The sequence below is a fragment of the Pseudomonas shiyinii genome, from assembly GCF_056725765.1.
Genome location: NZ_CM161522.1, coordinates 2,694,110 through 2,720,251 on the forward strand (window position 1 = coordinate 2,694,110; position 26,142 = coordinate 2,720,251).

The window sequence follows — 26,142 nt, forward strand, 5'->3', positions numbered from 1 at the left end:
ATCTGTGGGAGCGGGTTTACCCGCGAACCATTCGACTCGCTGGAGCACCGGCTCGGCCGGTGTTCGCAAGGCAAGCCTGCGCCCACAGCGTGCAGCCCGCCGCCTACCCGGTCTGGTTGGTGACACCGAACGGGATGTGCACAGAGGGCACCACGGTGCGGGTACCCTTCAGGTGCCCGGACTGGTCGTCGAAGAAGATGTGCGGCTTGAGCACCTGCAACACCCGGCGCTTTTCAATGCCGCCCAGGAAGAACGCATCGTTGGCCATCACCCCCCAGCTCTTGAGCGTATTGAGGGCGCGCTCGTGGGATGGCGCGTTGCGGGCGGTGACAATGGAGACCCGCAGGCGGTTCTCGTAGCTTTCGTGCTTGAGCTTGTACTGCTCTTCGATCGCCTGGATCCTCGCGATCCGCACGAAGAACTCCTTGAGCGGCCCTGGGTTGTGGGGCTGGGTGACATTGGTCACCTCGTGGGCATGAAAGCCCAGCAGGCCATCGCGCTGCATCACGGCTTCCGACTCGTCACCGGCCAGCACGCCATCGAAGTCGAAGGCGATGCGCAGGCTGTCGTCGCTTTCGTCATCGTCGAACTGCGAATCGAGCACCTGGCCGGCCGGGTAGCCAGCCTGGATCGCGGCATCCACATGTTTCTTGTCGGCAGAGAGGAACAGGGCGATATTCAGCGCCGGGATATATTCATACGGCGACCGCCCCTGCATGAAGATCGCCCGGGTCATGTTCAGACCGTAATGCTCGATGGTCTTCATCACCCGCAGGCCGGTGTCCGGGTCGTTCTGCGACAGCAATACCACCTCGACCAACGGGTCGTTGGGGTCTTCGCGCAAGTCATTGAGCGCCAACAGACGCTTGATGAAGGGATAGGCGATGCCCTTGCCCAAGGGCGTGTGCAGGTGCTGTTCCTGGTATTTGCGGTACTGCGCCTCGCCCTCACGGCGGAACACGGCATCGGACTCGCTGAGGTCGAAAACCGCGCTGGACGCCACGCCGACCACCAGCCGATCATCCACATCATAGGCCACGGGCGGCTCCTTCCAGGCGTGGGGCCCAGTCTTCGACCTGGCGTTGCTCGAGCAGGCAGTCAAGGGCAAGGGTAGTCTGGGGCATGCGCAATCTCTTGGCGCTATCGCTGTAGCGCAAAGCTTACCCGAGACCATGGCCATACCGGAACGCCCTGGCGCCCGGCTTCGCCCACCCCGCACGTGCACAGCACGAATGAGGGGCGGCGAAACCAGAGGGATGCGCTATCTGCCTCGCGCCTTGTTGTAGATGGTCTTGGCGCGGTCGGCCGAAGCCTGGCATTTGATCATGTCGCCGGCGGCCTGGGCATCCTTGGCCTGGGTGAGCAGTTTCTGGTAGTCCTGGGCCATGCCGCCATGCAAGGCCTGGCCATCGGTCCTGTGGATGTCCTCGAGTTCCTTGATCTTCGCGGCGCAGTTGGTTTCGGGGCCGGATTCGGCGTGGGCGGCAACGCTCAAGACGGTCGCGATCATCAGCAGTGTCATGGATTTCATGGAGCCTTCTCCTTTGGAAAAACCGGACTTCTGGCAAGCGCCTGGACGGCTCGACGCAGCGAAAAGCATAGCCGTCCACGAGGATTCGGCCAGACGCCAGGATCGCGCGCGGATGCACGCCGGCCTGGGTTAGACTGTGCACCTCGCGCTGTGCGGCGCGGCACGATTCGACCCTAGCTGGAGCTTGCCCGATGTTCATCCTCAGCCGTCTCGACGGCGTGCCCCCCGAATCCTTCCAGAACCAGATCCGTCAACTGGTGATCGATCATGTCGGCGAGTTGAGCAGCGTGGCCATCACCGCGGACAACCCGTTGTATCCGCTGTACCAGTACGGCGTCGGCCTGGAAGTGCACCAATACCTGCAAGCGCTCGACGGCACACGCGGCCTGGCGGTGGAGCTGACCCTCGCCCTGGATGCCGAAGCGCCGGATCAGCTGCTCGGTTTCGCCCTGGCCCTGCCCGCCCAGGACAATGACCAGGCGTGTGTCCTGGCCTTCCTCGCCGTGCAGCCCAGCCATCGCCGCCAAGGCATCGCCCGTGCGTTGGTAGCCGACATCCAGGCACGCCACGCCTGTGTCGAACTCAATGCCTTCGCAGGCCAGGTGCCCTGGTTCGAGGCGATGGGCCTGCAGGTCGTCGCCGCCGCGGGCCCCCAGGTATTGATGAGCAGTACCGGGCAGGCCAGCGGTGCCTTGGTCGGCCGCCTGGACATCGCACCGATCTACCGCACCACCGAGGTACGGCAGATCCACGCCTACCTGGTCAAGCAGCACGGCGACGAGGCCATGCTCGACGCGGAAAAACAGCGCGATGAACGCCTGGATGCTCTGGCCTTGCAGGCACAGGCCTGTGTGAAGCAACGCCAAACGGTGCATTGAATCGCGACTTGCCATACAGCCCCGGTAAATGGGTCTCAGCGTCTATCCTTAGGTAACCCTCCAAGGAAGATACGCCCCACCGCCTATGAACCTGCTCCCCCGCCTCGCCCTGCCCCTGGCCATTCTCGCCCTGGTCGCGGCCTGTGCATTGCTTGCCTCGCCCTGGATGGGCCAAGGCTTCGAGTTGGCTGACCTGTCCACCGACAGCCAGCACCGCCTCACCCGCCAGCTGGAAGACGGCAGCCTGTTGACCCTGGACGCCAGCTCCTCGGTGGATGTGGACTTCGATGCCCGGCAGCGCCACCTGCAACTGCTCGCTGGCCAGGTGCTGCTGGAGGTGGCCCCAGGCGACCAGCGCCCCTTCCGGGTCGGTACACCCGAAGGTACCTTGCGCCCGCTGGATGCCCGTCTGATCATCGAGCATCTGGGCAACGCCACCCAGGTCAGCGTGCTGCATGGCAGGGTCGAACTGCTGGGAGCTGGGCGGCACCTGTCGCTGACCCGGGGCCAGCAACTGCGCTTCAGCGCGGGCGAGCCCGGCACGCTGGAGGCGGTGGACACCGGCATGCTGCAGGCGGCCTGGCACCTGCAGCGCCTGCCTGCGGCTGGCCAGCCCCTGGTCACCACCCTCGAACGCCTGGCCCGCCATCGCCAGGGCGTGCTGCTGTTCGACCGGGAGGCCCTGCAAGGCCTACGCGTTTCCTACGACCTCCCCCAGGACGACAGCGACCAGGCCCTGGCCGACCTGCAAGCCGACCTGCCAATCAGCGTGCATCGCTTTACCCGCTGGCTCACCGTGGTCAGCAAGGTCGACAGGCAGAAATGAAACGCGGCCGGGTCCCCAGGGAGCCGGCCGCGCTGTGCTACAGGACGCCTCAGTGGCGCTTGCTGGTCCGGATCTGGTGGACCACGCCCATGGCCACCACGATAGCAGCCGCGATACCCGTGGAGATCACCAGGATCTGGTAGTCAGGCATGAACGCCATCACCACCAGGCAGACCACGATGAAGGCGATCACCAGGTAGGTCAGCCAAGGGAACAGCCACATCTGCAGGCGGATCTCCTTGCCTTCGGCCTGCAGCTTGCGACGCATGCGCAACTGCGAGAAGGCGATCACCAGGTACACCAACAGGGCGATCATGCCGGTGGTGTTCATCAGCGTTTCCAGCACATCCTTCGGGCGCAGGGTTTCGCTGAAATTGATCAGGGCGCAGAAGATCGCTACCGCGCACGACCCCATGATCGCGTACACAGGCACACCGGTGCCGGCCCGGGTGATCTTGAAGAACGAAGGTGCGTCGCCACGCTGGCCCAGGGAGAACAACATGCGCGACGCGGTGTAGTGGCCGGAGATCAGGCAACTGCTTACCGAGGTCAGCACCACGAAGTTCATCAGCAGCTCGGCGTATGGCACGCCCAGCAGCTCCAGGGTACGACGGTAGGCGCCATAGCCGGACTCGCCCAGGTGCGGGTCGTTCCATGGCACCAGGCAGACGATCAGGAAGATCGAGCCTACGTAGAACAGGCATACACGCCACACCACCGAGTTGGTGGCCTTGACGATCTGGGTGGACGGGTCCTTGGATTCGGAGGCAGCGATGGTGACGATCTCGGCACCGAGGAAGGCGAACATCACCCCCAGCAGCGCGCCGACCACCGTGGTGATGCCATTGGGCATGAAGCCTTCGGCCGTCAGGTGGCTGATGCCACGCACCTCACCGAATTGCCAGACATTGAACACCGCCGCGGTGCACACGATCAGGAAGCAGACGATGGCCACCACCTTGATCAAGGCGAACCAGAACTCGAACTCGCCATAGTGCTTGACGTTGAAGAAGTTGACCGTGATCAGCAGCAGGGTCGTGGCCAGCACGAACACGTTGACGCTGACACCCGGGAACCAGCCATGCAGGATCTTGCCCGCCACGTACGCTTCCCAGGCCATGAGGATGACCCAGTACCACCAGTACAGCCAGCCGATGGTGAAACCGGCCCAGCGCCCAATGGCGCGGTCGGCGTAGGTGGAGAACGAGCCGGTATCCGGCGAGGAAGTCGCCATCTCGCCCAGCATGCGCATGATCAGCACCACCAGGATGCCACCGGCCAGGTACGCCAGGACCGCGGCCGGGCCTGCGCTGTGGATCACGCTGCCGGAGCCGACGAACAAGGCGCCGCCGATGACCCCGGCGATCGACATCATCGTCAGGTGACGCGACTTGAGCGAGGCGCTGAGCTTGCTCTCGTGCTCACCTTTCGCAGTGGTGGATGTGGATGTTGCGTCCATCAGTTATGTACCCCGTGCTTCTTTTTATCCAAGGAAAAACTGTGAAACCCCGATGGCTATCGGTCTCACCTGACATCAGTACTCAAGCGGGCAGGAGGTGTGCGCCAGGCACACGCAGGCCTTCCGTGGCGGCCTGCTTACGCGTCCGGAGGCAAACCTGCGGACGAACTGAACGGTATGCCGGCCGGGCTTCGGCGGCTCGGCGCGGCGCAATGAAGGTGCGAGGCGGACCTCGACGGTAAAGCAGCGAATTTATGATTGTGCATGACGCTGACAGGTATGCTGTGGCGATATCTGACACGTAATGTAAAAATGTCTGGCACACAGAGCCATGCACAGTGGCATGAAAAACGCACTGCACTGTACAGGCCGCCAATGCAATACACCTGCGACACCTTGCCGACGCCGGGGAGCTGAACGGTTGGTTCGCCACGCGAATCGACCGCACGCGCCACCTTGCGATACGCACACCTGAAGGCACCCCAATGCTCCAGCTACATCCGGACTCCTCCACCCCGCTGGTCAACCAGATCATCGACGGGTTGCGCGAGCTGATCGACAACCAGACCCTCAAGCCCGGCGCCAAGGTCCCATCGATCCGCGCCTTTGCCGCGACCTATTCGGTGAGCACCTTCACCGTGGTCGAGGCCTATGATCGCCTGGTCGCCCAAGGCCTGCTGGTCAGCCGCGGCAATGCGGGGTTCTTCGTCAATCGTGCGGCGGGCGAGCTGCTGGACACCCAGGGCCAAGCGCTTGGCACCACCCGGCCGACGTTCAATTCCGAGTGGTACCTGCAACAAATCTTCGAAACCCGCCAACTGCCGTTCAAGCCAGGCTGCGGCTGGCTGCCCAACGACTGGATGTACGAGGACGGGCTGCGCCGCGGCCTGCGCCAGGTGGCCGGCAGCCCGCTGGAGCTTTCCGGCTACGGCGACCCGATGGGCCTGCCGGAGCTGCGCGCCCTGACCGCACAGAACCTGCAACAGGAACTGTCGATCGTCGCCAATCCGGCGCAGTTGATGCTGACCCATGGCGCCAGCCAGGCCTTGGACCTGGCCGTGCGCACCCTGGTACGCCCCGGGGATGTGGTGCTGGTGGATGACCCCGGCTATCCCAACCTGATGAGCATCCTGCGCACCCAGGGCGCTACCTTGATGGGTGTGCCACGAACCCCGAGTGGGTACGACCTGGACCTGCTGGAGCGCCTGCTGGCCCATCACCGGCCCACGGTCTTCTTCACCCAGCCCCACCTGCACAGCCCGACGTGCTCGCGCACACCGCTGGCGCAACTGCATCGCCTGTTGCAACTGGCCACGCGGCACAACTTCCGCTTGGTGGAAAACAACCTCTACGCCGATATGATCGCCGAGCCACAGCCGTGCCTGGCCAGCCTCGACCCACTGCAACAGGTCGTTTACGTCGGCAGTTATTCCAAGAGCATTTCACCCAACGTACGGGTCGGCTACCTGTTGGCCAACGCCGACCTGATGCAGCAATTGCTGCACCTGAAGATGCGTTCGGGGCTCACCACCTCGCAGGTGATGGAGCGCGTGGTGTATGCGGCCATCATCGATGGCCGCTGGCGCAAGCACCTCAAGCGCCTGCGCCAGCGCCTGGCGCAGGCGCACCAGGACGTGGGCCGCCATCTGCACCGGTTGGGCTTCGAGTTGTTCATCGAGTCGGACGAAGGCATGTACATCTGGACCCGCCACCCGGCCCTGCCTGACAGTGCCGCGCTGCTGGACGATGCCCTGGAGCAAGGCATCATGCTGGGCCCCGGGCAGTTGTTCATGGTCGATACCCAGGCCACGGGCTGGATGCGCTTCAATGTGGCATTCAGTACCGACCCTGCGATGTGGGCGCTGCTGGAGAAGGTGTTGGTCAAGCATGTACGCCGAGGCGGGGCCCAGGCGCCGACTGTCGGCCCTGAACCATGATCGACCCGCTTTCTGGTTACCCTTTCTACCATTAGCCCTACTTATCCTTCGCCATGCCCGACCGCCTGCTCACCGACCGCCTCGACTGGAACCTGCTGCGCACTTTCCGCGTGATCGGGCAAGAGCTGTCCATCAGCCGCGCCGCCGCGCGCCTGCACCTGACCCAACCTGCCGTGAGCCAGGCGCTCAAGCGCCTTGAGGAGCAGCTCGGGCGCCAGCTCATCGCCCGCCGCGGGCCGCGCTTCGTGCTCACTGAGGTAGGCGAGCAACTGTTCCAGCTGGCCGGCGAGATATATGGCCAGATGGCGCAGATCGGCAGCCTGCTGGAACAACCGGCCACCGAGCTGGTGGGCAAGGTGCGCCTGCTGATGGTCAGCCGCGTGGTCGATGCCCGCTTCGACGAATGCCTGGCTCGGTTCCACCACCAATATCCCCGGGTCGAGCTCGAGATCGAGGTGATGCGCAGCGCCGACATCGTCGCGGCCCTGCAGGAGAAGACCGCCACCGCCGGCCTGAGCCTGAACCGGCGCCCGCAGCCCCGCCTGGAGCAGCGGCTGTTCCATCGCCAGCGCTACGCCTTCTTCTGCGGCAAGCACCACCGGCTGTTCGGCCAGCTGGAGGGCGATCTGCAGCAAGAAAGCTTCGTCAGCTTCAGCAGCGACCAGATCGGCGGCATGCTCTCGCCGCTGACCATCTTCCGTGACCAACAGGGCTTCGCCGGGCGCGTCATCGCCTCCTCGCCAAGCCTCGAAGAAGTGCGCCGCCTGGTGATCGCAGGGTTTGGTATCGGCTGCCTGCCCGAGCATGTGGTAGCCCCGGATGTGGAGGCGGGGCTGCTGTGGAAGCTGCCGCCGCTGGAGGGCATCGCCGATGTGGACATCCACCTGCTGTGGAACCGTGAGCAGCGCATGAGCCGCGCAGAAGAAACCTTCATCGAGGCGCTGCAGGCAAGCCTGCAGTAACGCCCGCCTTGCGAGGCCAGCAGGAGAACCGTCGGCCTACCGGCGGGCAAGCCCATCGCCGCAGGCCCTGCGCCGCTGCCGGAAGCACACCGCCCCCAGCCCGAGCACGGCCACGACCAGCACGGCCAGTGCTGCTACCAGTTCCCGGCCATAGCGCCCGGCCCAGGCCGGAAAGCCGACGAACTCCCGGTAGACCTGCACATCGGCCGCGCCGCCGTCATGGCGGATGCTGATCCCGCCCTGACGGATCAGTGAATAGTCCGAGTCGAAATAGACCCACACCTTGCTCGCCCCCTCGCGCCTGATGGCGTCGATCTCGATCATGCTGGTCGGTGCCTGGACGATGGTATCGTTGCCGGCATCGTCGCGAATCTGCACCAGCCCCTTGGCCGGCAGGCGGATCTGCACCTTCTTCAATGGGGTCTGGCCCTTGTTGCGCAATTCGATGAGCAGCCCGGTGCGATGGTCCACCAAGCCTGCTTCGAAAGGCTTGGCGAACAACTGCAGGTAAGGCGCCTGGGCCAGCTCGACAAGCTTGTCGACCTGTTGGTGGCTGAGCGCCCCCTTGCCGATGGCACTCACCTGCTCGTGCAGGCGTTCGTACTTGAGCAGGTCATTGGTGGTACTGATGCGTTCGCTGAACTGGCTGGGGTAGGTCAGGTAGGCGTAGGTCAGGCGCGCCTCCAGACCGGCGTCGTCCTTGAGCAGCGCATAAAGCGCCGCGACCGAGGTCGCGACGACCAGCACGCCCACGAGGGCCTTCCCGACTTTTTCCCAGCTCACCTTGGCGGTTCCTTCTTTCGCTGTGTTGGCGACATGAATTGGCCGGCAAAGGGTGCCAAGGTTCCGGGGCGGGGGCAAGCGTCGAGGCCGAGAATGCCGGAGGCTGCTGTGCGGCGCAATCGCGGACAGCCCACTCCCACACGTACGCACAGCCCCTGAAATCAATGCGGTACCTGTAAGAGGGCTGCAAGGCAGCCCCCTGAACCCGGTACTCCTTACAGGTTGTCCAGCACGTTCTCGACCACAGCCCTCACCTCCCCGGAACGCAACTGCTCGGTCACTGCCACGATATCCGCGTAGAACGCCCGGTCCTCGTCCGCCACTGGCACCCGGCTGCGCACCAGCTCGTACAGGGCACGGGTGGCGCTGGAGGCTTTGGCCGGTTCATGGAAGTCCAGCGCCTGGCAGCCGACCAGCAATTCGATCGCCAACACCGACTCCAGCTTGCGCGATACCTGGTAGGCCTTGATCGCCGCGTTGAAAGCGAAGCTCACCGGGTCTTCCTGGTTACCGCAGGTGGAAACACTGTCGATCGTCGCCGGGTGCGACAGCACCTTCATCTCGCCCAGCAACCCTGCCGCGGTGTACTGAATGATCATGTAGCCATTGTTCAGGCCCGGGTTGCGCACCAGGAACGCCGGCATTTCGCTGAAGTGCGAATTGACCATGCGGTCGGTGCGCCGCTCGGAGATCTTCGCCAGGTTGGTCATCGCGTTGCACAGCGTGTCGGCGGCCATGCCCACGAACGAGCCGTCGAAGTTCGCCCCGGAAATGGCGATGCCATTGCCCTCGACCGTCGGGTAGATCACCGGGTTGTCGCCGGACGAGGCGATTTCGTTGTCGATGCACGCCTGGGCATAGGCGATGAAACGCTTGGAGGCACCGTGAACTTGAGGGATCGCGCGCAGGCTGTAGGTGTCCTGCAGGCGGTAGTCGATGTTCTCCTCGATCAATCGGCTATCACCCAGCAGCCGCTTGATGTAGTTGGCGGTCTGGGCTTGCTCGGCGTAGGCCTTGACCGAGTGGTAGCGTGGATCGAAGGCACGGATGGTGCCCTTGAGCACCTGCAGTGAAATCGCCGCAGCCACGTCTGCCGCCTGGGCGGCCTGGTTGGCGTTGTACTGGGCCAAGGTGGCAATGGCGGTGACCGAGGTGGTGCCGTTGAGCATCGCCAGGCCTTCCTTGCACTGCAACTCGATCGGTTGCAGGCCCACCTGGCGCAGTGCCGTCGCGCCATCGACCCACGCCCCGCCCGCGACCCGGGCCTGGCCCTCGCCGATCAATACCAGGGCCAGGTGGCCTTCAGGGCCGAGGTAACCCACCGAGCCCTCGCCGGGCGCGAACGGCATGACGTCGTGGTTGAGCAGGCCGGCGATCTGCTCGAGCAAGGCCATGCGCACACCGGAGAACCCTTTGCCCAGGCTGACCAGGATCATCAGCTGGATCGCCCGCACCTGCTCGCGCTCGAGCGGCTCGCCCACCGACACTGCGTGAGAGCGGACGATGTTCACCTGCAGGGTCTGGGCATCTTCCGGTGAGATGACATGGCGCACGTTGTCGCCAAAGCCGGTGGTCACGCCATAGACCAGGCGGTTCTCCGCCAGGAACCGCTCGACCAGGGCACGAGAGCGGTCGACACGGGCACGATAGGCCGCGGAGAACTGCACCTTGGCCGAGTAACGGGCCACCGCGATGAACTCATCGAGGGAAGGCTTGGCATCATCCAGGACGACGGTGGAAATATCTTTAGGGTGAATACGCATTGCTCTGCTCTCTCTACTCAGTGGCCTTTTTCAGGGCGCAGGGAGCCCGTCCTGTGCGGGACAGGCGAAAAAATATCGGGTCAAAGGCGCATCACGCCTGGCTGAGAATGAACCTGCCGAAGCGCTCCGAGCGCAGGTCCTTGAACATCTCCTCCGGCGTGCCCTGGGCCTCGATCAGGCCCTGGTGCATGAACACCACTCGGTTGGAGACATTGCGGGCAAAGCCCATTTCATGGGTCACCACCAGCATGGTGCGGCCCTCCTCGGCGAGCGCACGCATCACCTTGAGCACCTCGCCAACCAGCTCCGGATCCAGCGCCGAGGTGGGCTCGTCGAACAGGATGACCCGTGGCCGCATTGCCAAGGTACGGGCGATGGCCACGCGCTGCTGCTGACCGCCCGAGAGAAACGCCGGGTAGTGGTCGCGCTTGTCCGCCATGCCGACCTTCTCCAGCAGCGCCTCGGCCTGTTCGATGCACTCGGCGCGCGGGCGCTTCTGCACATGCAGCGGCCCTTCGATGACGTTCTGCAACACGGTCATGTGCGACCACAGGCCAAAGCTCTGGAACACCATGCCCAGCTCCGGCCGCAGGCGGTCCACCTGGCGTCGGTCGGCGGGCACCGGCAACCGATGGCGGCCTCGCTTGAAGGCGATCTGCTCACCCGCGACGTGAATCTCGCCGGCATCCGGCGTCTCCAGCAAATTGATGCAACGCAGGAAGGTACTCTTGCCCGAACCGCTGGCACCGAGGATGGATACCACGTCGCCCTGATGCGCCTCCAGCGAGATGCCCTTGAGCACCTCCAGGTTGCCGAACGATTTACGGATGTGCTTGACCTGCAGCACCGGGTCATTGCCAGTCGTCATCTCAATTGCCCCCTCGCACGCTCAATGCGTACTTTCTCGTTGTTGTTCGCCTGGCTGCAGGCTGTCGGGGAGACAACCTGCGCTCGACCCACGCCAAGACGCGGACGATCAAAAAGTTCAGGACCAGGTAGATCAGCGCCGCGCAGAGGAACACCTCGAGCGTGCGGTAGGTTTCCGAGATGATCCGCTGGGCCACGCCGGACACCTCGTAGACGGTCACCAGGCTGGCCAGCGACGTGGCCTTCATCATCAGGATGATTTCCGTCGAGTAGGCCGGCAGGCAGCTGCGCAGGGCGATCGGGATGATGATCCGTCGTGCCAGCAGCCATCCCGACATACCTGCCGCACGCCCCGCCTCCACCTGTTGTGCCGGCACCGCCAGCAGGCCGCCGCGGAAGATCTCCGCCATGTAGCCGGCCGTGCACAGCGCCAAGGCGATGACCGCACAGGCCATCGGGTCGCGCAGCACCGGCCACAGCGGGCTCTGGCGCACCTCGGGGAACTGGCTCAGGCCGTAGTACAACAGGAACAGCTGGATCAGCAGCGGCGAGCCACGGAACAGGAAGATGTAGCCACGCGCCAGGTGGCGCAGCACCGCTACCGGGCACACCCGCGCCCATACCACCAGCAACGCCAGCAGCGTGCCGACGGCCACCGACGCGGCGAACAACACCAGGGTGGTGGGCAGTGCCCGCAGCAATTGCAGCAGGGTGTCGCAGAGAAACGCAAAGTCGATCGACATGTCCGGCTCCCTTTCAACCGCGTCGCAAGGTTCTGCCAAGCCGCAGCTCGGCACGCGAGAACACCAGGTTGGAACACCCCGTGAGTAGCAGATAGAGCGCACACCCGGTGATGAAAAACAGCACGAACTGCCCCGTGGAAGCCCCCGCCACGCGGCTGGCGCGCATCAGCTCGACCAGCCCGGTTACCGAGATCAGCGCCGAGTCCTTCAGGCTGATCTGCCACACCCCGCCCAGCCCCGGCAGGGCAAATCGCAGTACCTGCGGCGCGATGATCCGGCGAAAGCGCATCAACAGTGGCATACCGATCGCCTTGGCTGCCTCCAGTTCGCTGCGCGACACGGCCTGGAAGGCGCCACGGTAGACCTCCGCCTGGTAGGCACCTGACACCACACCCACCGCCAGCGCCCCCACCAGGAAGGCAGGCATGCCGATGAATCCGTCAGCGCCGAACAACTGGCCGACCTGGCTGACCAGGGCCGAACCGCCATAGAAGAACAGGTAGATCACCAACAGCTCAGGCACACCGCGGAACACCGTGGTGTAGGCATCGCCCATCACCCGCAGCAGGCCGTTGTCCTGGAGCTTTGCCGCCGCCACCAGTGCGCCGAGCAGCGCTCCCACCAGCAAGGCCGCCAAGGTCACCAACAGCGTCATGAGCGCGGCCAGCAGCAGCACGCCACCCCAGCCCTTTGCGCCGAATCCGATCAAGTCGATCACGTGCATACCCACCCATAGCCATGTCAGGGAACGGTCGGCCTGGGCCGCCGCGTGCAGTGTCACCGGGCATCGAGGGTGACGCCCGGAACGGCCCGCAGGTCAGTGCGTGGGCGGTGTGAAGTCGTGCTTGAACCACTTGCGGCTCAGCTGGCTGATGGTCCCGTCGGCGATCAACGAGGCGATTGCCGCATCCAGCTTGGCCTTGAGCTCCGGCTCGCCCTGGCGGATGCCAAAGGCCTCGCCCTCGCCCCAGATCGGCCCATTGATCGCCGGGCCTACCAGCACCACCTGGCTGTCGACGCGCTGCATCTCCCCGGCGAGAAAACCCAAGTCCTCGAAGACCACGTCCACCCGGCCGTTCTTCAGGTCCATCAGCGGCTCCGGCGGGGTCTTGTATTCGCGGATGGTCGCCACCTGGCCGAACTGGTCATGGATGAACTTGCTGTACACAGTGCCAGAGACGATACCGATCAGCTTGCCGTCGAGCCGTTTGCGCAAGGCATCGACCACTGGCTTGTCCTGCGCGGGGTCGCCCTTGAGCTGCAAGGCGCCACTGCCGAGGTCGATGCCACTGGAGCGCAGGGCAATGAAGGTGGCCGGGGCCTTGGTGTAGGGGCGGGAGAAGTCGATCACCTGGCGCCGCTGCGGGCTGATCGCCAAGGCATCCATGACCACGTCGAACTTGCCGGCCTTCAGACCTGGGATCAAACCGTCCCAATCCTGGGCGACGAGCGTACAGCGTACCTGCATGCGCTCGCACAGTACCTTGGCCATCTCCGGTTCGAAGCCGTCGAAGGTGCCGTCCGGGCGTGTACTGTTCCAGGGTTCGTAGACGCCTTCGGTGGCGATCTGGATGCTGTCCCAATCCTTGGCCGGGGCATTGAAGCTGGCCAGTACCATCATCAGCGAGCAGGCGGCGAATCCGATTTTCTTGTTGTTCATTCTTATTCTCCGATGCGAGACCACGAAGGTCGTAATGAGCACACAGGGCAAGGCGGGTGTAGAGCGAAGCGAGTTTCGCCGGGGGTGTTGCCTCCTTCGATTGGCCTAGCGCCCGCTCAGGGCCAGTACCACGGGCGAGGTCGGTCGAGCACAGCACAGCAGTACCTGGCCCGATTCAGGTTCGGCCAAGGGGGCTTCGGGGTATTCCACAGTGCCGCTGAGCAGGGGCGTCATGCAGGCGCTGCACAAGCCGGCACGACAGCTGAAAGGCGGCGACAGACCAGCCTGTTCGGCACAGTCGAGCAACGATGGGCAAGATGCGTCCCAGGCGATGGCCGGGCCCGACGGCTCGAAACGCACCATCAGCGCACCTGCCGCCGGAGCCTGCGGCGTGGCCACGGGGGCCTGCACAGGGGCTTCGTCCTCGTCGAGGATGGTCGCCGGGCCGAAGAACTCGTAGCGGATCCGCTCCCGAGCGATACCCAGGCCGCGCAGCAGCCGCCAGTTGGCTTGCATGAACGGCCTGGGCCCGCACAAGTAGACGTCGTAGTCGTCCAGTGGCAACAGCGCCTGCAGGGTGTGACGGCTGACCAGGCCACTGCTGTGATGATGGCCGTGTTCGAGGTCCTGCTCGGAGGGCGCCCGGTAGCAGAAATGCACCTGGATCCCGGCACGCTTGGCCGCCAGCGCCAGCACTTCCTCACGCAGGGCATGCACGCTGCCGTTCTCGCAGGCATGGAGGAAGTACACCGGCCGAGTCGAGCGCGTCGCCAGGCGATGCAGCATGCTCACCATGGGCGTCAGGCCGACCCCGCCGCTGAACAACAGCACCGGGCGGGAGCTGTCCTCGTCGAGCACGAAGGTGCCGGATGGGCCGGCGATGTCCAACTGCCCGCCCACCTCCAACGCCTCATGGAGAAAGCTCGACCCCACCCCGGCCGGCACGTCGGGCAGATGCGCCGGCGCCAATTCGTGCTTCACCGAGATACGCAGTTGCTCTGGCGCATCCGGGTCGCTGGACAGGCTGTAGGCGCGCAGTAACTGGCTGCCGCTGGCCTGGGGGATACGCACCACGATGAACTGCCCCGGGCGAAACGCCACACGGCCGTGACGCGCGGCCGGCTCGAGCAGCAGCGAGGTGATGGTTGCACTCTCGCGCACCTTCCCTGTCACCTGGAAGCGCGCGAAGCCCTTCGCGGCGGGAATGGCATCAAGCATGGGCGGTCACCTCGATGGCGTCGATCAAGCCCTCGGCAGCCTGGCGCTCCTCGCGGATCAAGCGTTCCATGCCACGGCGAAAACGCAGCGGGCCCGAGTCGATGGCCAGGTCGATGTTGGGCGTCTGGCGGTGTTTCATGCCAGCATGCACGGCGGCCAGCACCACGCGGTCCTCTTCGAAGGCCCGGCGCACGTCGGCGGCGAACTGGCGAGACACATCCTGGTCGTCGGCATCGAAGTTGCGCAGTTGGAACCAGTAGTAGCGGGTGCGGTTCTCGTCGACGGGCGTCATGAAGTTGTACGAATCCATCAAGAACGCCTGCTCAGGCAGCGCAGCACCGTCACCGCCAGTGCCGGCCGGGGTGTGCACGCCCTTGATAATTGCGTGGGCCGGGTAACGCACCTCGTAGTACTGCAAGCGGTCGCAACGGCCTTCGAATTTCAGGTACTGACGATAGAACGGCGCCACGTCGATGTCGCGCAGCCAGCGCGAAACCACCACGCCGTCATCGTTCACCTGGGTCTGCAATGGCTCCGACTCGCAAGCCGCGATACCGAACGTGCTCTGGTGCACCCAGGCCACGTGAGAGGGGTCGAGCAGGTTGTCGGTCATGTACAGGTAGTGGCAGTCGATGGTCATCGAGTCGCCACGGTTGACGCCCCAGGCCGGGTCGTTCCACTCGGGGATGTCCAGCAGCTTGCCGCGGTCGGCCAGGGCCGGCTCGCCCATCCACAACCAGACCAGGCCGTATCGCTCCTCCACCGGGTAGCTGCGAACCTTCGCGGCCTGCGGGATGCGTGATACGCACGAAGCCTTCACGCAGGTGCCGGCTCCATCGAACGTCAGCCCATGGTAGCCACATTCGACCACGTCGCCTTGCAAGCGCCCCATCGACAGCGGCAGCTTGCGGTGCGGGCAGGCATCTTCCAGCGCAACCACCGCGCCGTCGGCCTTGCGGTAAAGCACGACGGGTTCGCCGAGCAGGGTGGTGGCATGCAGGGCCTGCTTCACCTCGGTGTCCCAGGCGGCGGCGTACCAGGCATTTTTCAAGAACATGGCATGAGGCTCCTGTTGTTGTTCTCTTGGGCTGCATCAAGTTCCTGGAACACAGCCTAGGCCTGGGTCGAACAAAAGAATAGATGGCGTTTTCTGTTGATTTGTTAAGTTTTCCTAAACTAAAAATACTGCTCGCCCTCCGAGAGAAACGTCATGAGCCAACTCCCCCCATTGCGTGCACTGGAAGTCTTCGAAGCCGTCGGCCTGTGCGGGGGCATCACCCAGGCGGCCAAGCGCCTGGGCATCTCCGCCGGCGCTGTGAGTCAACAGATGAAGATCCTCGAGGAGGCCGTCGGCCAGAGCCTGATGGTCAAGGAGGGCCAGCGCCTGCGCCTGAACGCGGCCGGCCAGCGTTTTCACGAAGGCTGCGGCCAGGCGTTCGAGCGCTTGCGTGCGGCCTATGCGGAGCTGGAACGCTCCAAGACCGCCAGCAGCCTCTATATCAGCGCCCTGCCCTCGCTGCTGTCGAAATGGCTGGCACCGCTGGTGGCCGAGTGGCAGGCGGCGTTCCCGCAGTTGAGTGTCTACCTGGACGGTACCCATACCGAGCCGTCCGAGGCCCAGGCCAATGGGGTGGACTTTCGCCTGAGCTACGGCGAAGGCATGCATGACGAGCAGCACACCATCGAACTGTTTCGCGATTGCGTGGTGCCAGCCTGCAGCCCGGCCCTGATGACCACACCAGTGGATGCCGGGCGCCTGCTCGGGCAGCCCCTGCTCACCATCGACTGGCGACCGAAGTTCGATTCACCGCCCGCCTGGGAGCAATGGTTCGCCGACGCGGGCGTCGATGGGGTGCAGATCACCAATTACCGGATCTACTCGTTGTCCTCGATGGCCATCCAGGCAGCCATCGAAGGGCAAGGCATCGTCCTGGCGCAGTACTCGATGATCAGCCGGGACGTGGACAGCGGCCGGCTGGTGTTGCCGTGCCGGCGGGCATTGCCGATGCCAGCCTCCTATTACTTGACGTGGAACCAGGAAAGCATCCACCGCAGCCACTGCCGTGCGTTCCAGCGGTGGTTGATCGAGCGCGGGCGAGACCAACAGGAGGTCACCCTGCGGTTGCTCGGCGGGTGAGTCAAGCCGTTTCGGCGTGCCCGGTAACCGCTTCGGTCGACCCACAATGACACATTTTATATATTTTGTGCCAATACAAGTCACACAAATATAAATATGTGCCACATAAAGGATGCCCCGATGCACTACTGCGCCACACAGGCCTTCGACCAGATCGGCTTCGTGGTCGACAACCTCGACCAGAGCATCCACCACTGGCTGCAACATCTGGGCGTCGGACCCTGGACAGTGTTCCGCGACATCCAGCTGCAGGGCACCTATTACGGCCAACCGGTGCAGGTGAGCATGAACGTAGGCCTCGCGTACCGCGGTGACCTGCAAATCGAACTGATCCAGACCACCAGCCAGGGCCCTTCGCCTTACCGTGGCGTCCAGGGCATGCACCACATGGCCTGGCTGGTCGACGACCTTGACAGCGCCATCACCGGCCTGCGCGAGCGCGGACTGCAGCCGGTGTTCGAAGCCGGCAATGCCGCCACCCGCGTGTGCTATTTGGAAAACCCCGCCGAGCCTGGCGTGCTGTTCGAAGTCATCGAGGGCGCAGGCCTGCGCCAGATGATCGACCACGGCATCGCTCAGGCACGTGACTGGGATGGCGAACAGCCGATCCGTGTCATCGGCGCCTGAGTGTTCCCCCTGCCCAGGTGCAGGGCGCCTGGGCCATTTCCCCACAAGAAAGGAGCTTTCATGATGAGTCGATTGGCAGGCAAAGTTGCCCTGATCACGGGCGCAGCACGCGGCCAGGGCGCGGCGGAGGCCCGGCGCTTCGTCGCCGAAGGTGCGCAGGTGGTGATCGCCGATGTGCTCGAGCAGGAAGGCCGGGCCCTGGCCGCCGAACTGGGCGACGCGGCGCGCTTCCAGCCATTGGACGTGACGAGTGCCGAGCAGTGGCAGGCTGCCGTGGAGGTCACGGTTGCGCACTTCGGCAAGCTCGATGTGCTGGTCAACAATGCCGCGATCCTGCGCATGGCGCCGCTGGACCATTGTTCGCTGGCGGACTATCGGCAGGTCATCGAGGTCAACCAGGTCGGCTGCTGGCTGGGCATGAAGTCGGTGCTGGCCGCCATGCGCCAGGCGGGCGGCGGTTCGATCATCAATGTGTCGTCGACTGCCGGCATGGAGGGTGTGGCCTATGGCACGGCCTATTCGGCGAGCAAGTTCGCCGTGCGCGGCATGACCAAGTCGGCAGCGCTGGAGCTCGGTGCCAGCGGCATTCGTGTCAATTCGGTGCACCCGGGAGGGATCGACACCGTGATGGCGCGACCGCCGGAAATGGCCGACTTCGACCCGGCGCAGGTCTACAAGGGCTTGCCGATCCCGCGCATCGGCCAGCCGGAAGAAGTCGCCAACCTGGTGCTGTTCCTGGCCAGCGACGAGTCCAGCTATTGCACGGGTTCGGAGTTCATCATCGACGGCGGCATGCTGGCGGGGACCACGTTCGGTTGACCTGCGGGGTCGCCTGGCAAGGGCGGCGCCCTTGATCGCGGGACAAGCCCGCTCCCACAGGGACTCCGCAAGTCTTGAAAGCGGCGCAATCTCGGTGGGAGCGGGCTTGTCCCGCGATTGAGTCAACGCACGGCGCCCTCGGTCAGCATGTCCGGCTGTTCGATGGGTACCTGGCGCGCCAGGTGGTTCGCCGCGATGTAGCCGAAGGTCATGGCCGGGCCGATGGTCGAGCCTGGGCCCGGGTAGGTCTTGCCCATCAGTGCCGCACTGGTGTTGCCGATAGCGTACAGGCCCTCGATCACCGAGCCGTCAGGGCGCAGCACGCGAGCATCGGCATCGGTGCACAGCCCCCCCTTGGTGCCCAGTTCACCGGCATCGATACGCAGCGCATAGTAAGGCGCCCGCTCCAGCGGCCCCAGGCACGGATTAGGCCGGCAGTTGCTGTCGCCGTAGTAACGGTCGAACAGGCTGGCGCCCTTGCCGAAGTCCTCGTCGACACCCTGGGCGGCCTGCTGGTTGAGGCGGCGTACACTCTGCTCCAACCCCGCGGCATCCACCCCGATCTTCCCCGCCAATGCCGCCAGGCTGTCGGCGCGGTAGATCACTTTGTCCAGCCAGCCCTCGGGGATCTTGCTGTCCGGCTGTACCGAGCCAGGCAATAGCACGCCGCAGGGGTAGCGCTTGCGGTATTCGGCATCGAAGATCAGCCACGCCGGCACGTTGGCCCCGCTGAGCTGCTGGTCGGTGTACATCGCGTAGATGATGTCCGGATAGGGCGCGGCCTCGTTGACGAACCGCCGGCCGTTGACGTTGACCATGATGCAGCGGGGGAATGCCCGTTCGACGAACAACGCGCGCTGCTTCTCCTCGCCCGGCACATGCACGGTGGGCGCGCCCCAGGTATGGCTCATCAACGCCAGCCCGGCGCCCTGCTCCAAGCCCGCGCGGATCCCGTCGCCATTGTTGATCGGCGGTGCCGCAGTCCATTCGGCACGGGTCGGGCTGGGGAGGTATTGCTCACGCATCAACTGGTTGGCCTCGAAACCACCGCACCCCAGGATGACGCCGAATGCGGCCCGCACATTCAGCGGCCTGCCCTGGCGTTCGACCAGCACGCCGCTGACCTTGCCGCCATGGCTGTGCAAGGCGCGCATCGGCGTCTGCAACCACAACTCGATACCCCGCGCCAGCATCGCCGCACGCAGGCTGGCGACCAAGGCGTTGCCCAGGGTCAGCCGTCGATCCCGGGGCGTGCGTCGGCGCCAACGCAGGTCAGCCATGTAGCCAAGGCCCAGGCGCGCGGTGAGCCAGAGCCAGCCGGGTTCCTTGGCCAGGATGGTATGGGCCTCCACCTGGGTCATGGCAATGCGCCCGGCGATCAAGGTCGCGGGCGACGGCGCACGCAGGCGTTGGAATTCCTCGCCCAGGCGCGCCGCATCGAAGCTGGCCGGCTCCATGGTGCGATAGCCAGGCTTACCGCCCTCGAGCTCGGGGTAGTAATCAGGGTAGCGCGGCACTGCTCGGAAGTAGGTCTGGGCCTGGGCGGCCAGGTAACCGACCATCCTCGGCCCCTGTTCCAGGTAGGCCTCCATGCGCGCAGGGTCATAGTCCTCACCTACAGTCGCACGCAAGTAGGCTTGGGCTTCTTCCCGTGAGTCGCTGCCGCCGAGCCCTTCGATCTGGTCGTTGCACGGGATCCAGATACCCCCGCCGGAAATCGCCGTGGTGCCCCCGTACTCAGCCGCCTTTTCCACCATCAGTACCGACAGGCCCTGATCATGGGCCCGTAGCGCTGCGGTCATGGCTCCGGCCCCAGAGCCGACCACGACCACGTCGTACACGGCATCCCAGTGCACGGCATGGGTGTTGTCATTGTTCATCGATGCACCTCCCCCGTTGGCGGCCACAGGGCCGCATGGCATTCCATGGAAAACCACTATGTCACATCATTTACAATTTGAGTCATTGCATGTCACAAAAATTTGCAGCCGTGCCATTTGCTGCGACAATCGCGGTCGATCGAGAACAGATGAAGGTGTGTCGCCATGACCCGACAACTGCGCTGGGGTGACGCCAGCCGCATGGACAGTGCCGAGCAAGGGCGTCAGCAGATCCTGGAATGCGCACTGGCTGCGATGATCGAACTGGGCCCAGACGGCTTCGCCATCGATGACGTGGCCCGCCGCGCGAATATTTCCCGGCGCACGCTGTACCGTTACTTCGCAACCAAGCACGAGCTGGTCCAGGCCGTGATCAGCAGCGAGAACGCCGCGTTTTTCAGCGCCATGCAGCAGCAATTGAGCGCCTTCGAAGACAACTTCGAGCGCTACCTGGAGGAATGCCTGTGCTTCGCCGTGCGCTACCGCGACCAGCATCGGGGTGGTTTTCACCAGGGCTACCTGGCCAAGGCGGCCAGCCCCGAGGTATTCGCCTATATCCTCGAGGACATCGCGCCGCTGTGGCAGCAAGTGCTGGCCGGCCCGTTCGAGGCCTGTGCCGCACGCCACGGCGGTGCTGCCAACTTGACCGACTGCGTTGCCCTGGTCAGCCGGCTATGCCTGGCCTATTGCCTGGTACCCGCCGAAGAAGCGCAGATCCGCAACCAGGTGCGCCTGTTGCTCCACCTCGCCGCGTAAAACGTTCACGGCAGCAGGCGCATGGCGCTGGGCACCGGCATGTAGCAGGGCTGGAAGTTGGGCTGGCAGTAATAGGCCACACTCAATGGCATGGGCAGGGGGCGTGTCAACGCAGCCACATAGATGGCAGCGAAGGCACACACGATCAGGGTCAGGCAGCATCTTGTTGTTGTTTTCATGGCCATTCCTCTACGCAGGAGGGGGACGTGTGAAGCCAGACTAGAATTGCCGCGCGCCGCCCGCCTCGTCCAAACGGACGAGGCGGCAACGCTCAGTACAATGCCCGGCGGATATCGGCGCAGGCGCCCTGCAAGGCACGGGCCGCCGCCTCGACGAACGGCGCCATGCTGACGAACCCATGCACCATGCCCTCGCAACGCGCCAGGCGCACCGCCACACCTGCGGCCTGCAGGCGCTCGGCGAAGGCCTCGCCTTCATCGCGCAAGGGGTCGTACTCGGCGGTCAGCAAGGTGGTGGGCGGCAGCCCTTGCAGGTACTCATCGCGCAGGGGCGAAGCCAGGGGGTCATCGCCCTGCCCGGCATGCTCCAGGTACTGCGCCCAGAACCAGCCCATCATGGCTCGGGAAAGCAGGTAGCCTTCGGCGAAGTCGGCATAGGAAGCGCTGTCGCAGGCAGCGTCCGTGACCGGGTAGAACAGGCACTGATGACGGATGGCCGGCCCTTGTCGCTCACGGGCAAGGCGGCTGACCGCGATGGCCAGGTTGCCCCCGGCGCTGTCACCGGCGAGCGCCACGCGGCTGCCATCCACGCCAAGGTCCTGAGCACGTTCCACCAGCCAGCACGTCGCGGCGTAGCAGTCCTCCGGAGCTGCCGGAAAACGGGCCTCCGGCGCCAGGCGATAGGCCACCGACACCACCACAGCGCTGGTTTCCAGGGCCAGGGTACGACACAGATTGTCATGGGTGTCCAGGTTGCCGATGACAAAGCCCCCGCCATGGAAAAACACCAGCAGCGGCAAGTCGTCCCGCGCCACCGGCCGATACAGGCGCGCCGCCAGCATGCCTGCGGCACCTGCGACCTGCAGTTCGCGAACCTCCGCCATGTCGGCCCCCGGCAACGGCGGCATCAGGTTGTCGGCATGCAGGCGATACTGACGGGCGTCGAGGCTGGCGTAGTCGGGCTCGCCTTGGGCGGTGAAGCCCTGGAGCACGGCGGCAAGCTGGCTATCGAGCGGCATGGGTCTCTCCTTGTACGTCGACCATGGCAAAACGTGGGTTGGTTTCCTCGAGGATGCTGCGCAGGCGCAGTTCCAGGGCGGGCTTGAAATCCTTGTGTGGGAGAATCCAGAAACGCTGCTGGGCGATCGCCTCGAACACCAGAGCGGCCAGCTCACGCGGCGCCATGCCGGCGCGGATGCTGGAATCGAGCATGGCGTTCAGCGACGCCGCAGGGCCCTCGCCTGCCGAATCCGAGGCCATGATGGCGCTGGCCACCGGCCCCGGACACAGCACCGAGACCGACACCGGCGCCCCCAGTTGCAGCAGCTCGTAGTGCAGGGTCTCGGACAACGCCACCACCGCTTGCTTGGTCACGTTGTAGGGGCCGAGCATCGGGCTGCTGATCAGGCCGGCCAGCGAGGCGGTGTTGATCACATGGGCCGGGCGCCCCTGGGCCAGCAGCAGCGGCACGAAACAGCGCACGCCGTTGATCACCCCGCGCAGGTTGATGTCGAGCATGCGCTGCCACTGCGCAGCGTCGATTTCCCAGCTGTAGCCGGTCTGCATCACGCCGGCGTTGTTGAACAACAGGTCGACGCCGCCGAAGCGCGCCACCGCCGCGTCGCGCAACCGCGCGACCTGTTCGGCATCGCCCACGTCAGTGACGCAGGCCAGCACGTCAGCCCCTTGCCCCTGCAGCGATGCGGCCAAGGCCACGAGGCTGCGCTCATCGACATCCGCCAGCACCAGGCGCAGGCCCAGCTGCGCCGCATGCTCGGCCAGGCCCCGGCCGATACCGCTGGCCGCACCGGTGATCACTGCTACCTGTCCCGCCATCTTGTTCTCCTGCCCGTGGCTGATGGCTGCCAGTAGATCGGCCCGGCCGACGCCAGCCATCGTCCGTTCAGACGATGACCGCTACGCCATGGGCGGCAGAATCGACTTGGTACAGCCAGACATGTCGCCAGTGACCGCAATGGCGCGAAACAGTCGGCGGCCCCTACACAGCATGGAGAACAACAACATGAGCACGCTGCACCGTATCGAAGCCAAACTGCTGGAGGACCGCTACGCGCGCGGTTGGCACTGCCTGGGCCTGGCCGCCCAGTACCGCGATGGCAAGGCCCATCGCCTGGACGTGTTCGGCACCCGCCTGGTGGCCTTCCAGGGCGAAGACGGCCAGCTGAACATCCTCGACGGCTACTGCCCGCACATGGGCGCCGACCTGAGCACCGGCTGCATCGAAGGCAACGCCATCCGCTGTCCCTTCCACAGCTGGCGCTGGAACGCCGAAGGCGTGTGCGACGACATTCCCTACGCCAAGCGCATCCCGCCACGGGCCAAGATCAAGCGCTGGCCGATCATGGAGCAGAACCACCTGTTGTTCGTCTGGAACGACCCGCAAGGCAACCCGCCGATCGCCGAACAGGCCATCCCGCGCATCGATGCCTGCTACGACGAAGCCTGGGCGCACTGGGAAATCGCCGAGCTGAAGATCGATACCAACTGCCGCGAGCTGATCGACAACGTGGCCGACATGGCGCACTTCGGCACTGTGCATGGCGCGCCGGTCGATGAATTCAGCAACGTCTTCGAGGGCCACACCGCGTCCCAGATCATGCGTGCACGCAGCGAGCGCCTGTCTGGCGACAGCGAGCTGAACACCGTGGCCACCTACTATGGCCCGGCCTACCAGATCACCGAGATGACCGGTGCCATGGGCGGCCAGCCGATCCATTCGATCCTCCTCAACTGCCATGTGCCGATCGACCTGAACAGCTTCACCCTGCGTTATGGCGTGCTGGTGAAGAAGATCCCGGGGCTGAGCGAGGAAGAGAACCAGGCCATCGCCAAGGCTTATGTGCAACAGGCCCAGGCGGCGTTCTATGAGGATGTGGCCATCTGGCACACCAAGACCCGCGTCGACAACCCACTGCTGTGCGACGGCGACGGCCCGGTGTACCAGCTGCGCCGCTGGTACGAGCAGTTCTATACCGATGTCGAACTGCTGGCCGATGACACCCGTGACAGCAAGCAGTTCGTCGTACGCAGCGGCGAGCGCGCCTGACAGCGACACCCCTGGCACAACCCGGCACGGTCGGTTCCGACCGTTGGCCGGGCCTTGCAACATGACATTGCGCGCGGACAAGGACGCCGTTTATGCTCGCCGACGCCAATGCTAATAACAAGAAAATCGGTACCCACCCATGCAGAGTCTCACGCTCGAAGACTTCAGCGAGCTGGTCGGCCAGCTCTACCAGGGCCCCTTGGAGAACATCCCCTGGGTGACCTTCCTTACGCAGCTCAACAGCCTTCTGCACAGCAAGCACGTGACGTTCATCCTGCGCCCGCCCAGCAGCCAGGTCGATGGCCTGATGGTCAGCACCAACGGCACGTCCACGGAAGCCACCACCTCCTACAACAAGCATTTCTACGCTCTGGACCCATTCGTCGGCCTGCCCAACCGCGAGGTGGTCGCCCTGGCCGACTACCTGCCGGATGCCGAGCTCAAGCAGTCGGAGTTCTTCCGCAACTTCCTGGAGCCGGTGGACGTGTTCCATATCCTGGGCGTGGACATCAATACCAGCGACGGCGCCCAATGCCGCCTGCGCATCAGCCGCGGGCGCGACGACCCAGCCTTCGTCGACTCCGAGAAGCATTTGCTGGCGCGTTTCATCCCGCACCTGGAACGTTCGGTCAAGGTGCACATGCAGCTCAACCGCATCGAGACCGAACGCAACCTGTATGCCGGTGCCGTCGACCAGATGGCCGTGGGCACCATCATCCTCGACGAGACCGGCAAGGTCCTGCAGACCAACCAGGTGGCCGAACGGCTGCTGCAGGAGAAGGACGGGATCAAACAGGTCAATGACGGCCTACAGGTCGGCAGCGCTCGCGACACCCAGGAGTTTCGCCGCCTGGTGCGCCAAGCCATGCTCTCCCAGAAAGGCAACCAGGCCTCGGTGGTCGAGGCCATGCGCGTCAAGCGCCCATCCGGGCGCGCAGACCTCGGCATCATCGTGCGTTCGGTGCCCCTGGCCGCATGGAGCGAAGGCAAGCAGTGCCCGACGGTGGTGATCTTCATCAGCGACCCGGAGCAGCAATCTTCGGCGCCCCAGGAAATCGTCCGCGCGCTGTTCGACTTCACCCCTGCCGAAACCCAGCTGGCCATGCTGTTGGCCAACGGCCTGACCCTGGACGAAGCCTCCGAGGAGCTGGGCATCAGCCGCAACACCTCGCGGGCGCACCTGCGCTCGACCTTCTCCAAGACCGGCGTCACCCGCCAGACCATGCTCGTGCGCTTGATCCTGCGCAGCGTCGCCACCCTCGGCTGACGCCGTGTGGCTGCCATCGTCCGCTCGGACGATGGCAGGCGCCGGCAGGCGGCGCACAGTAGCGCTGACGCCTACCGTTTGCAGAGGCCCCGCCATGCGCCAGAGCCCTACCATTCTCAAGACCGAACTGCTGGCCGAAAGCAGCCATTTCCAGATCGAAGCCCTGCACCTGCAGTTCAGCAATGGGCAGCGCCGGGTGTACGAGCGCTTGCGCGGCACCGGCTACCGCTCGGTGCTGCTGGTGGTCATGCCTGATCCTGCGCATGTGCTGATGGTTCGTGAATACGCCGTGGGTGTGGAAGGAACCATCCTCGGCCTGCCCAAGGGCGGAGCCGACACGGGGGAAAGCTACCTGGAGGCGGCGCAGCGGGAACTGGGGGAAGAAGTAGGCCTGCGTGCCAGCCGCCTCACCGAGCTGGGCGAGCTGACCCTGGCGCCTGGGCATCTGTGCCACCGCTGCCGGGTGGTACTGGCCGAACAACTCAGCCCCTGCAGCCATGATGGGGGTGACGAGCCTGAGCCCTTGGAATGCGTGATGGTGCCGTGGGCCGAGGTCCCTGCCTTGGTGGCGCGTGGCGAACTGCATGAAGCCCGGGCCATCGCCGCGCTGTTCATGGCCATGGGCGCGCTTGCGCAGCGTACCTGATATCGGCGCCAGTCCCCATCGCGGGACAAGCCCGCTCCCACAAGATCAAAAAAAACCTGTCCAGCCCTGGCGCGGCGCAGCTTCTGTAGGAGCGGCCTTGCGCCGCGAAAGGGCTGCACAGCAGCCCCAGACTGTTG

Annotated in this window: 26 protein-coding genes; 11 read left to right on the forward strand and 15 right to left on the reverse strand. The window is 64.8% G+C overall.

Annotation, left to right across the window (positions count from 1 at the left end):
* Window positions 1-103: 103 nt before the first annotated feature.
* Window positions 104-1,039 (reverse strand): 5'-nucleotidase, encoded by a 936-nt coding sequence (locus ACXHGZ_RS12175; RefSeq protein WP_480460061.1) that lies wholly within the window; start codon window positions 1,037-1,039, stop codon window positions 104-106.
* 222 nt (window positions 1,040-1,261) lie between these two features.
* Complete coding sequence (locus ACXHGZ_RS12180; RefSeq protein ID WP_084858811.1) at window positions 1,262-1,531, reverse strand: PA2433 domain-containing protein; 270 nt, start codon at window positions 1,529-1,531, stop codon at window positions 1,262-1,264.
* Between the two features lie 191 nt (window positions 1,532-1,722).
* Between ACXHGZ_RS12180 and ACXHGZ_RS12185 the strand changes: the two genes are divergently transcribed.
* Window positions 1,723-2,409, forward strand: coding sequence for a GNAT family N-acetyltransferase (locus ACXHGZ_RS12185; protein ID WP_480460062.1), 687 nt, complete (start codon window positions 1,723-1,725; stop codon window positions 2,407-2,409).
* Between the two features lie 85 nt (window positions 2,410-2,494).
* On the forward strand, window positions 2,495-3,235 hold the full coding sequence (locus tag ACXHGZ_RS12190) for a FecR family protein (RefSeq protein WP_480460063.1): 741 nt from the start codon (window positions 2,495-2,497) through the stop codon (window positions 3,233-3,235).
* A gap of 49 nt (window positions 3,236-3,284) precedes the next feature.
* Here ACXHGZ_RS12190 and ACXHGZ_RS12195 read toward each other — a convergent pair whose 3' ends face one another.
* A complete protein-coding gene (locus ACXHGZ_RS12195) occupies window positions 3,285-4,694 on the reverse strand; it encodes an amino acid permease (protein WP_196143125.1) in 1,410 nt (469 codons plus the stop codon).
* A 485-nt stretch (window positions 4,695-5,179) separates the two neighbouring features.
* Here ACXHGZ_RS12195 and ACXHGZ_RS12200 point away from each other — a divergent pair, with 485 nt between their 5' ends.
* Together ACXHGZ_RS12200 and ACXHGZ_RS12205 are read left to right on the forward strand one after the other, a co-directional pair.
* Window positions 5,180-6,631 (forward strand): aminotransferase-like domain-containing protein, encoded by a 1,452-nt coding sequence (locus ACXHGZ_RS12200; protein ID WP_084858815.1) that lies wholly within the window; start codon window positions 5,180-5,182, stop codon window positions 6,629-6,631.
* A 53-nt stretch (window positions 6,632-6,684) separates the two neighbouring features.
* Window positions 6,685-7,593, forward strand: coding sequence for a LysR family transcriptional regulator (locus tag ACXHGZ_RS12205; protein WP_084858816.1), 909 nt, complete (start codon window positions 6,685-6,687; stop codon window positions 7,591-7,593).
* 36 nt (window positions 7,594-7,629) lie between these two features.
* Here the strand turns inward: ACXHGZ_RS12205 and ACXHGZ_RS12210 are convergent, their stop codons facing one another.
* The 8 genes from ACXHGZ_RS12210 to ACXHGZ_RS12245 all read right to left on the reverse strand — a co-directional run bounded on the left by ACXHGZ_RS12210 (window position 7,630) and on the right by ACXHGZ_RS12245 (window position 15,684).
* Window positions 7,630-8,376 carry a hypothetical protein gene (locus ACXHGZ_RS12210; protein WP_480460064.1) on the reverse strand — a complete coding sequence of 249 codons (747 nt, stop codon included), beginning with the start codon at window positions 8,374-8,376 and terminating at the stop codon, window positions 7,630-7,632.
* 215 nt (window positions 8,377-8,591) lie between these two features.
* Entirely contained in the window at window positions 8,592-10,139 is a 1,548-nt protein-coding gene (locus ACXHGZ_RS12215) for an HAL/PAL/TAL family ammonia-lyase (RefSeq protein WP_480460065.1), read from the reverse strand.
* A gap of 91 nt (window positions 10,140-10,230) precedes the next feature.
* Window positions 10,231-11,007: an ABC transporter ATP-binding protein gene (locus ACXHGZ_RS12220; RefSeq protein WP_480460066.1), complete on the reverse strand. Its 777-nt coding sequence runs from the start codon at window positions 11,005-11,007 to the stop codon at window positions 10,231-10,233.
* Window position 11,008: 1 nt separating this feature from the next.
* Window positions 11,009-11,749 carry an ABC transporter permease gene (locus tag ACXHGZ_RS12225; protein WP_480460067.1) on the reverse strand — a complete coding sequence of 247 codons (741 nt, stop codon included), beginning with the start codon at window positions 11,747-11,749 and terminating at the stop codon, window positions 11,009-11,011.
* Between the two features lie 13 nt (window positions 11,750-11,762).
* Window positions 11,763-12,530 carry an ABC transporter permease gene (locus tag ACXHGZ_RS12230; protein ID WP_480460068.1) on the reverse strand — a complete coding sequence of 256 codons (768 nt, stop codon included), beginning with the start codon at window positions 12,528-12,530 and terminating at the stop codon, window positions 11,763-11,765.
* Between the two features lie 36 nt (window positions 12,531-12,566).
* On the reverse strand, window positions 12,567-13,409 hold the full coding sequence (locus ACXHGZ_RS12235) for a transporter substrate-binding domain-containing protein (RefSeq protein ID WP_480460069.1): 843 nt from the start codon (window positions 13,407-13,409) through the stop codon (window positions 12,567-12,569).
* 105 nt (window positions 13,410-13,514) lie between these two features.
* Window positions 13,515-14,627: a 2Fe-2S iron-sulfur cluster-binding protein gene (locus tag ACXHGZ_RS12240; protein ID WP_480460070.1), complete on the reverse strand. Its 1,113-nt coding sequence runs from the start codon at window positions 14,625-14,627 to the stop codon at window positions 13,515-13,517.
* The gene (locus ACXHGZ_RS12245) at window positions 14,620-15,684 is read right to left on the reverse strand and encodes an aromatic ring-hydroxylating dioxygenase subunit alpha (protein ID WP_480460071.1); all 1,065 of its coding nucleotides are present in this window, start codon (window positions 15,682-15,684) and stop codon (window positions 14,620-14,622) included. The genes ACXHGZ_RS12240 and ACXHGZ_RS12245 overlap by 8 nt, the downstream gene beginning before the upstream one ends.
* Window positions 15,685-15,837: 153 nt before the next feature.
* On the opposite strand from ACXHGZ_RS12245, the gene ACXHGZ_RS12250 reads away from it, so the two are divergent.
* The 3 genes from ACXHGZ_RS12250 (at window position 15,838) to ACXHGZ_RS12260 (ending at window position 18,210) form a co-directional block, all read left to right on the forward strand.
* Window positions 15,838-16,764 carry a LysR substrate-binding domain-containing protein gene (locus ACXHGZ_RS12250; RefSeq protein WP_480460072.1) on the forward strand — a complete coding sequence of 309 codons (927 nt, stop codon included), beginning with the start codon at window positions 15,838-15,840 and terminating at the stop codon, window positions 16,762-16,764.
* Window positions 16,765-16,884: 120 nt separating this feature from the next.
* Entirely contained in the window at window positions 16,885-17,391 is a 507-nt protein-coding gene (locus tag ACXHGZ_RS12255) for a VOC family protein (RefSeq protein ID WP_480460073.1), read from the forward strand.
* A 60-nt stretch (window positions 17,392-17,451) separates the two neighbouring features.
* Window positions 17,452-18,210 carry a glucose 1-dehydrogenase gene (locus tag ACXHGZ_RS12260; RefSeq protein ID WP_480460074.1) on the forward strand — a complete coding sequence of 253 codons (759 nt, stop codon included), beginning with the start codon at window positions 17,452-17,454 and terminating at the stop codon, window positions 18,208-18,210.
* Between the two features lie 122 nt (window positions 18,211-18,332).
* On the opposite strand, the gene ACXHGZ_RS12265 is transcribed toward ACXHGZ_RS12260, so the two are convergent.
* Window positions 18,333-20,090 (reverse strand): FAD-dependent oxidoreductase, encoded by a 1,758-nt coding sequence (locus ACXHGZ_RS12265; RefSeq protein WP_480460075.1) that lies wholly within the window; start codon window positions 20,088-20,090, stop codon window positions 18,333-18,335.
* Window positions 20,091-20,255: 165 nt separating this feature from the next.
* Here ACXHGZ_RS12265 and ACXHGZ_RS12270 point away from each other — a divergent pair, with 165 nt between their 5' ends.
* On the forward strand, window positions 20,256-20,846 hold the full coding sequence (locus ACXHGZ_RS12270) for a TetR/AcrR family transcriptional regulator (RefSeq protein WP_480460076.1): 591 nt from the start codon (window positions 20,256-20,258) through the stop codon (window positions 20,844-20,846).
* Window positions 20,847-20,851: 5 nt separating this feature from the next.
* On the opposite strand, the gene ACXHGZ_RS12275 is transcribed toward ACXHGZ_RS12270, so the two are convergent.
* The 3 genes from ACXHGZ_RS12275 to ACXHGZ_RS12285 all read right to left on the reverse strand — a co-directional run bounded on the left by ACXHGZ_RS12275 (window position 20,852) and on the right by ACXHGZ_RS12285 (window position 22,861).
* Window positions 20,852-21,025, reverse strand: a complete 174-nt coding sequence (locus tag ACXHGZ_RS12275) for a hypothetical protein (RefSeq protein ID WP_172403065.1) — start codon at window positions 21,023-21,025, stop codon at window positions 20,852-20,854.
* A 92-nt stretch (window positions 21,026-21,117) separates the two neighbouring features.
* The gene (gene lipP1 / locus ACXHGZ_RS12280) at window positions 21,118-22,044 is read right to left on the reverse strand and encodes a LipP1 family hormone-sensitive lipase (protein WP_480460077.1); all 927 of its coding nucleotides are present in this window, start codon (window positions 22,042-22,044) and stop codon (window positions 21,118-21,120) included.
* The gene (locus ACXHGZ_RS12285) at window positions 22,031-22,861 is read right to left on the reverse strand and encodes an SDR family NAD(P)-dependent oxidoreductase (protein ID WP_480460078.1); all 831 of its coding nucleotides are present in this window, start codon (window positions 22,859-22,861) and stop codon (window positions 22,031-22,033) included. The genes lipP1 and ACXHGZ_RS12285 overlap by 14 nt, the downstream gene beginning before the upstream one ends.
* Before the next feature lie 187 nt (window positions 22,862-23,048).
* Between ACXHGZ_RS12285 and ACXHGZ_RS12290 the strand changes: the two genes are divergently transcribed.
* The 3 genes from ACXHGZ_RS12290 to nudE all read left to right on the forward strand — a co-directional run bounded on the left by ACXHGZ_RS12290 (window position 23,049) and on the right by nudE (window position 26,005).
* Window positions 23,049-24,092, forward strand: coding sequence for a 3-ketosteroid-9-alpha-monooxygenase, oxygenase component (locus ACXHGZ_RS12290; protein ID WP_480460079.1), 1,044 nt, complete (start codon window positions 23,049-23,051; stop codon window positions 24,090-24,092).
* A gap of 139 nt (window positions 24,093-24,231) precedes the next feature.
* On the forward strand, window positions 24,232-25,359 hold the full coding sequence (locus ACXHGZ_RS12295) for a helix-turn-helix transcriptional regulator (protein ID WP_480460080.1): 1,128 nt from the start codon (window positions 24,232-24,234) through the stop codon (window positions 25,357-25,359).
* A 94-nt stretch (window positions 25,360-25,453) separates the two neighbouring features.
* Window positions 25,454-26,005 (forward strand): ADP compounds hydrolase NudE, encoded by a 552-nt coding sequence (gene nudE, locus ACXHGZ_RS12300; RefSeq protein ID WP_480460081.1) that lies wholly within the window; start codon window positions 25,454-25,456, stop codon window positions 26,003-26,005.
* Window positions 26,006-26,142 lie beyond the last annotated feature (137 nt).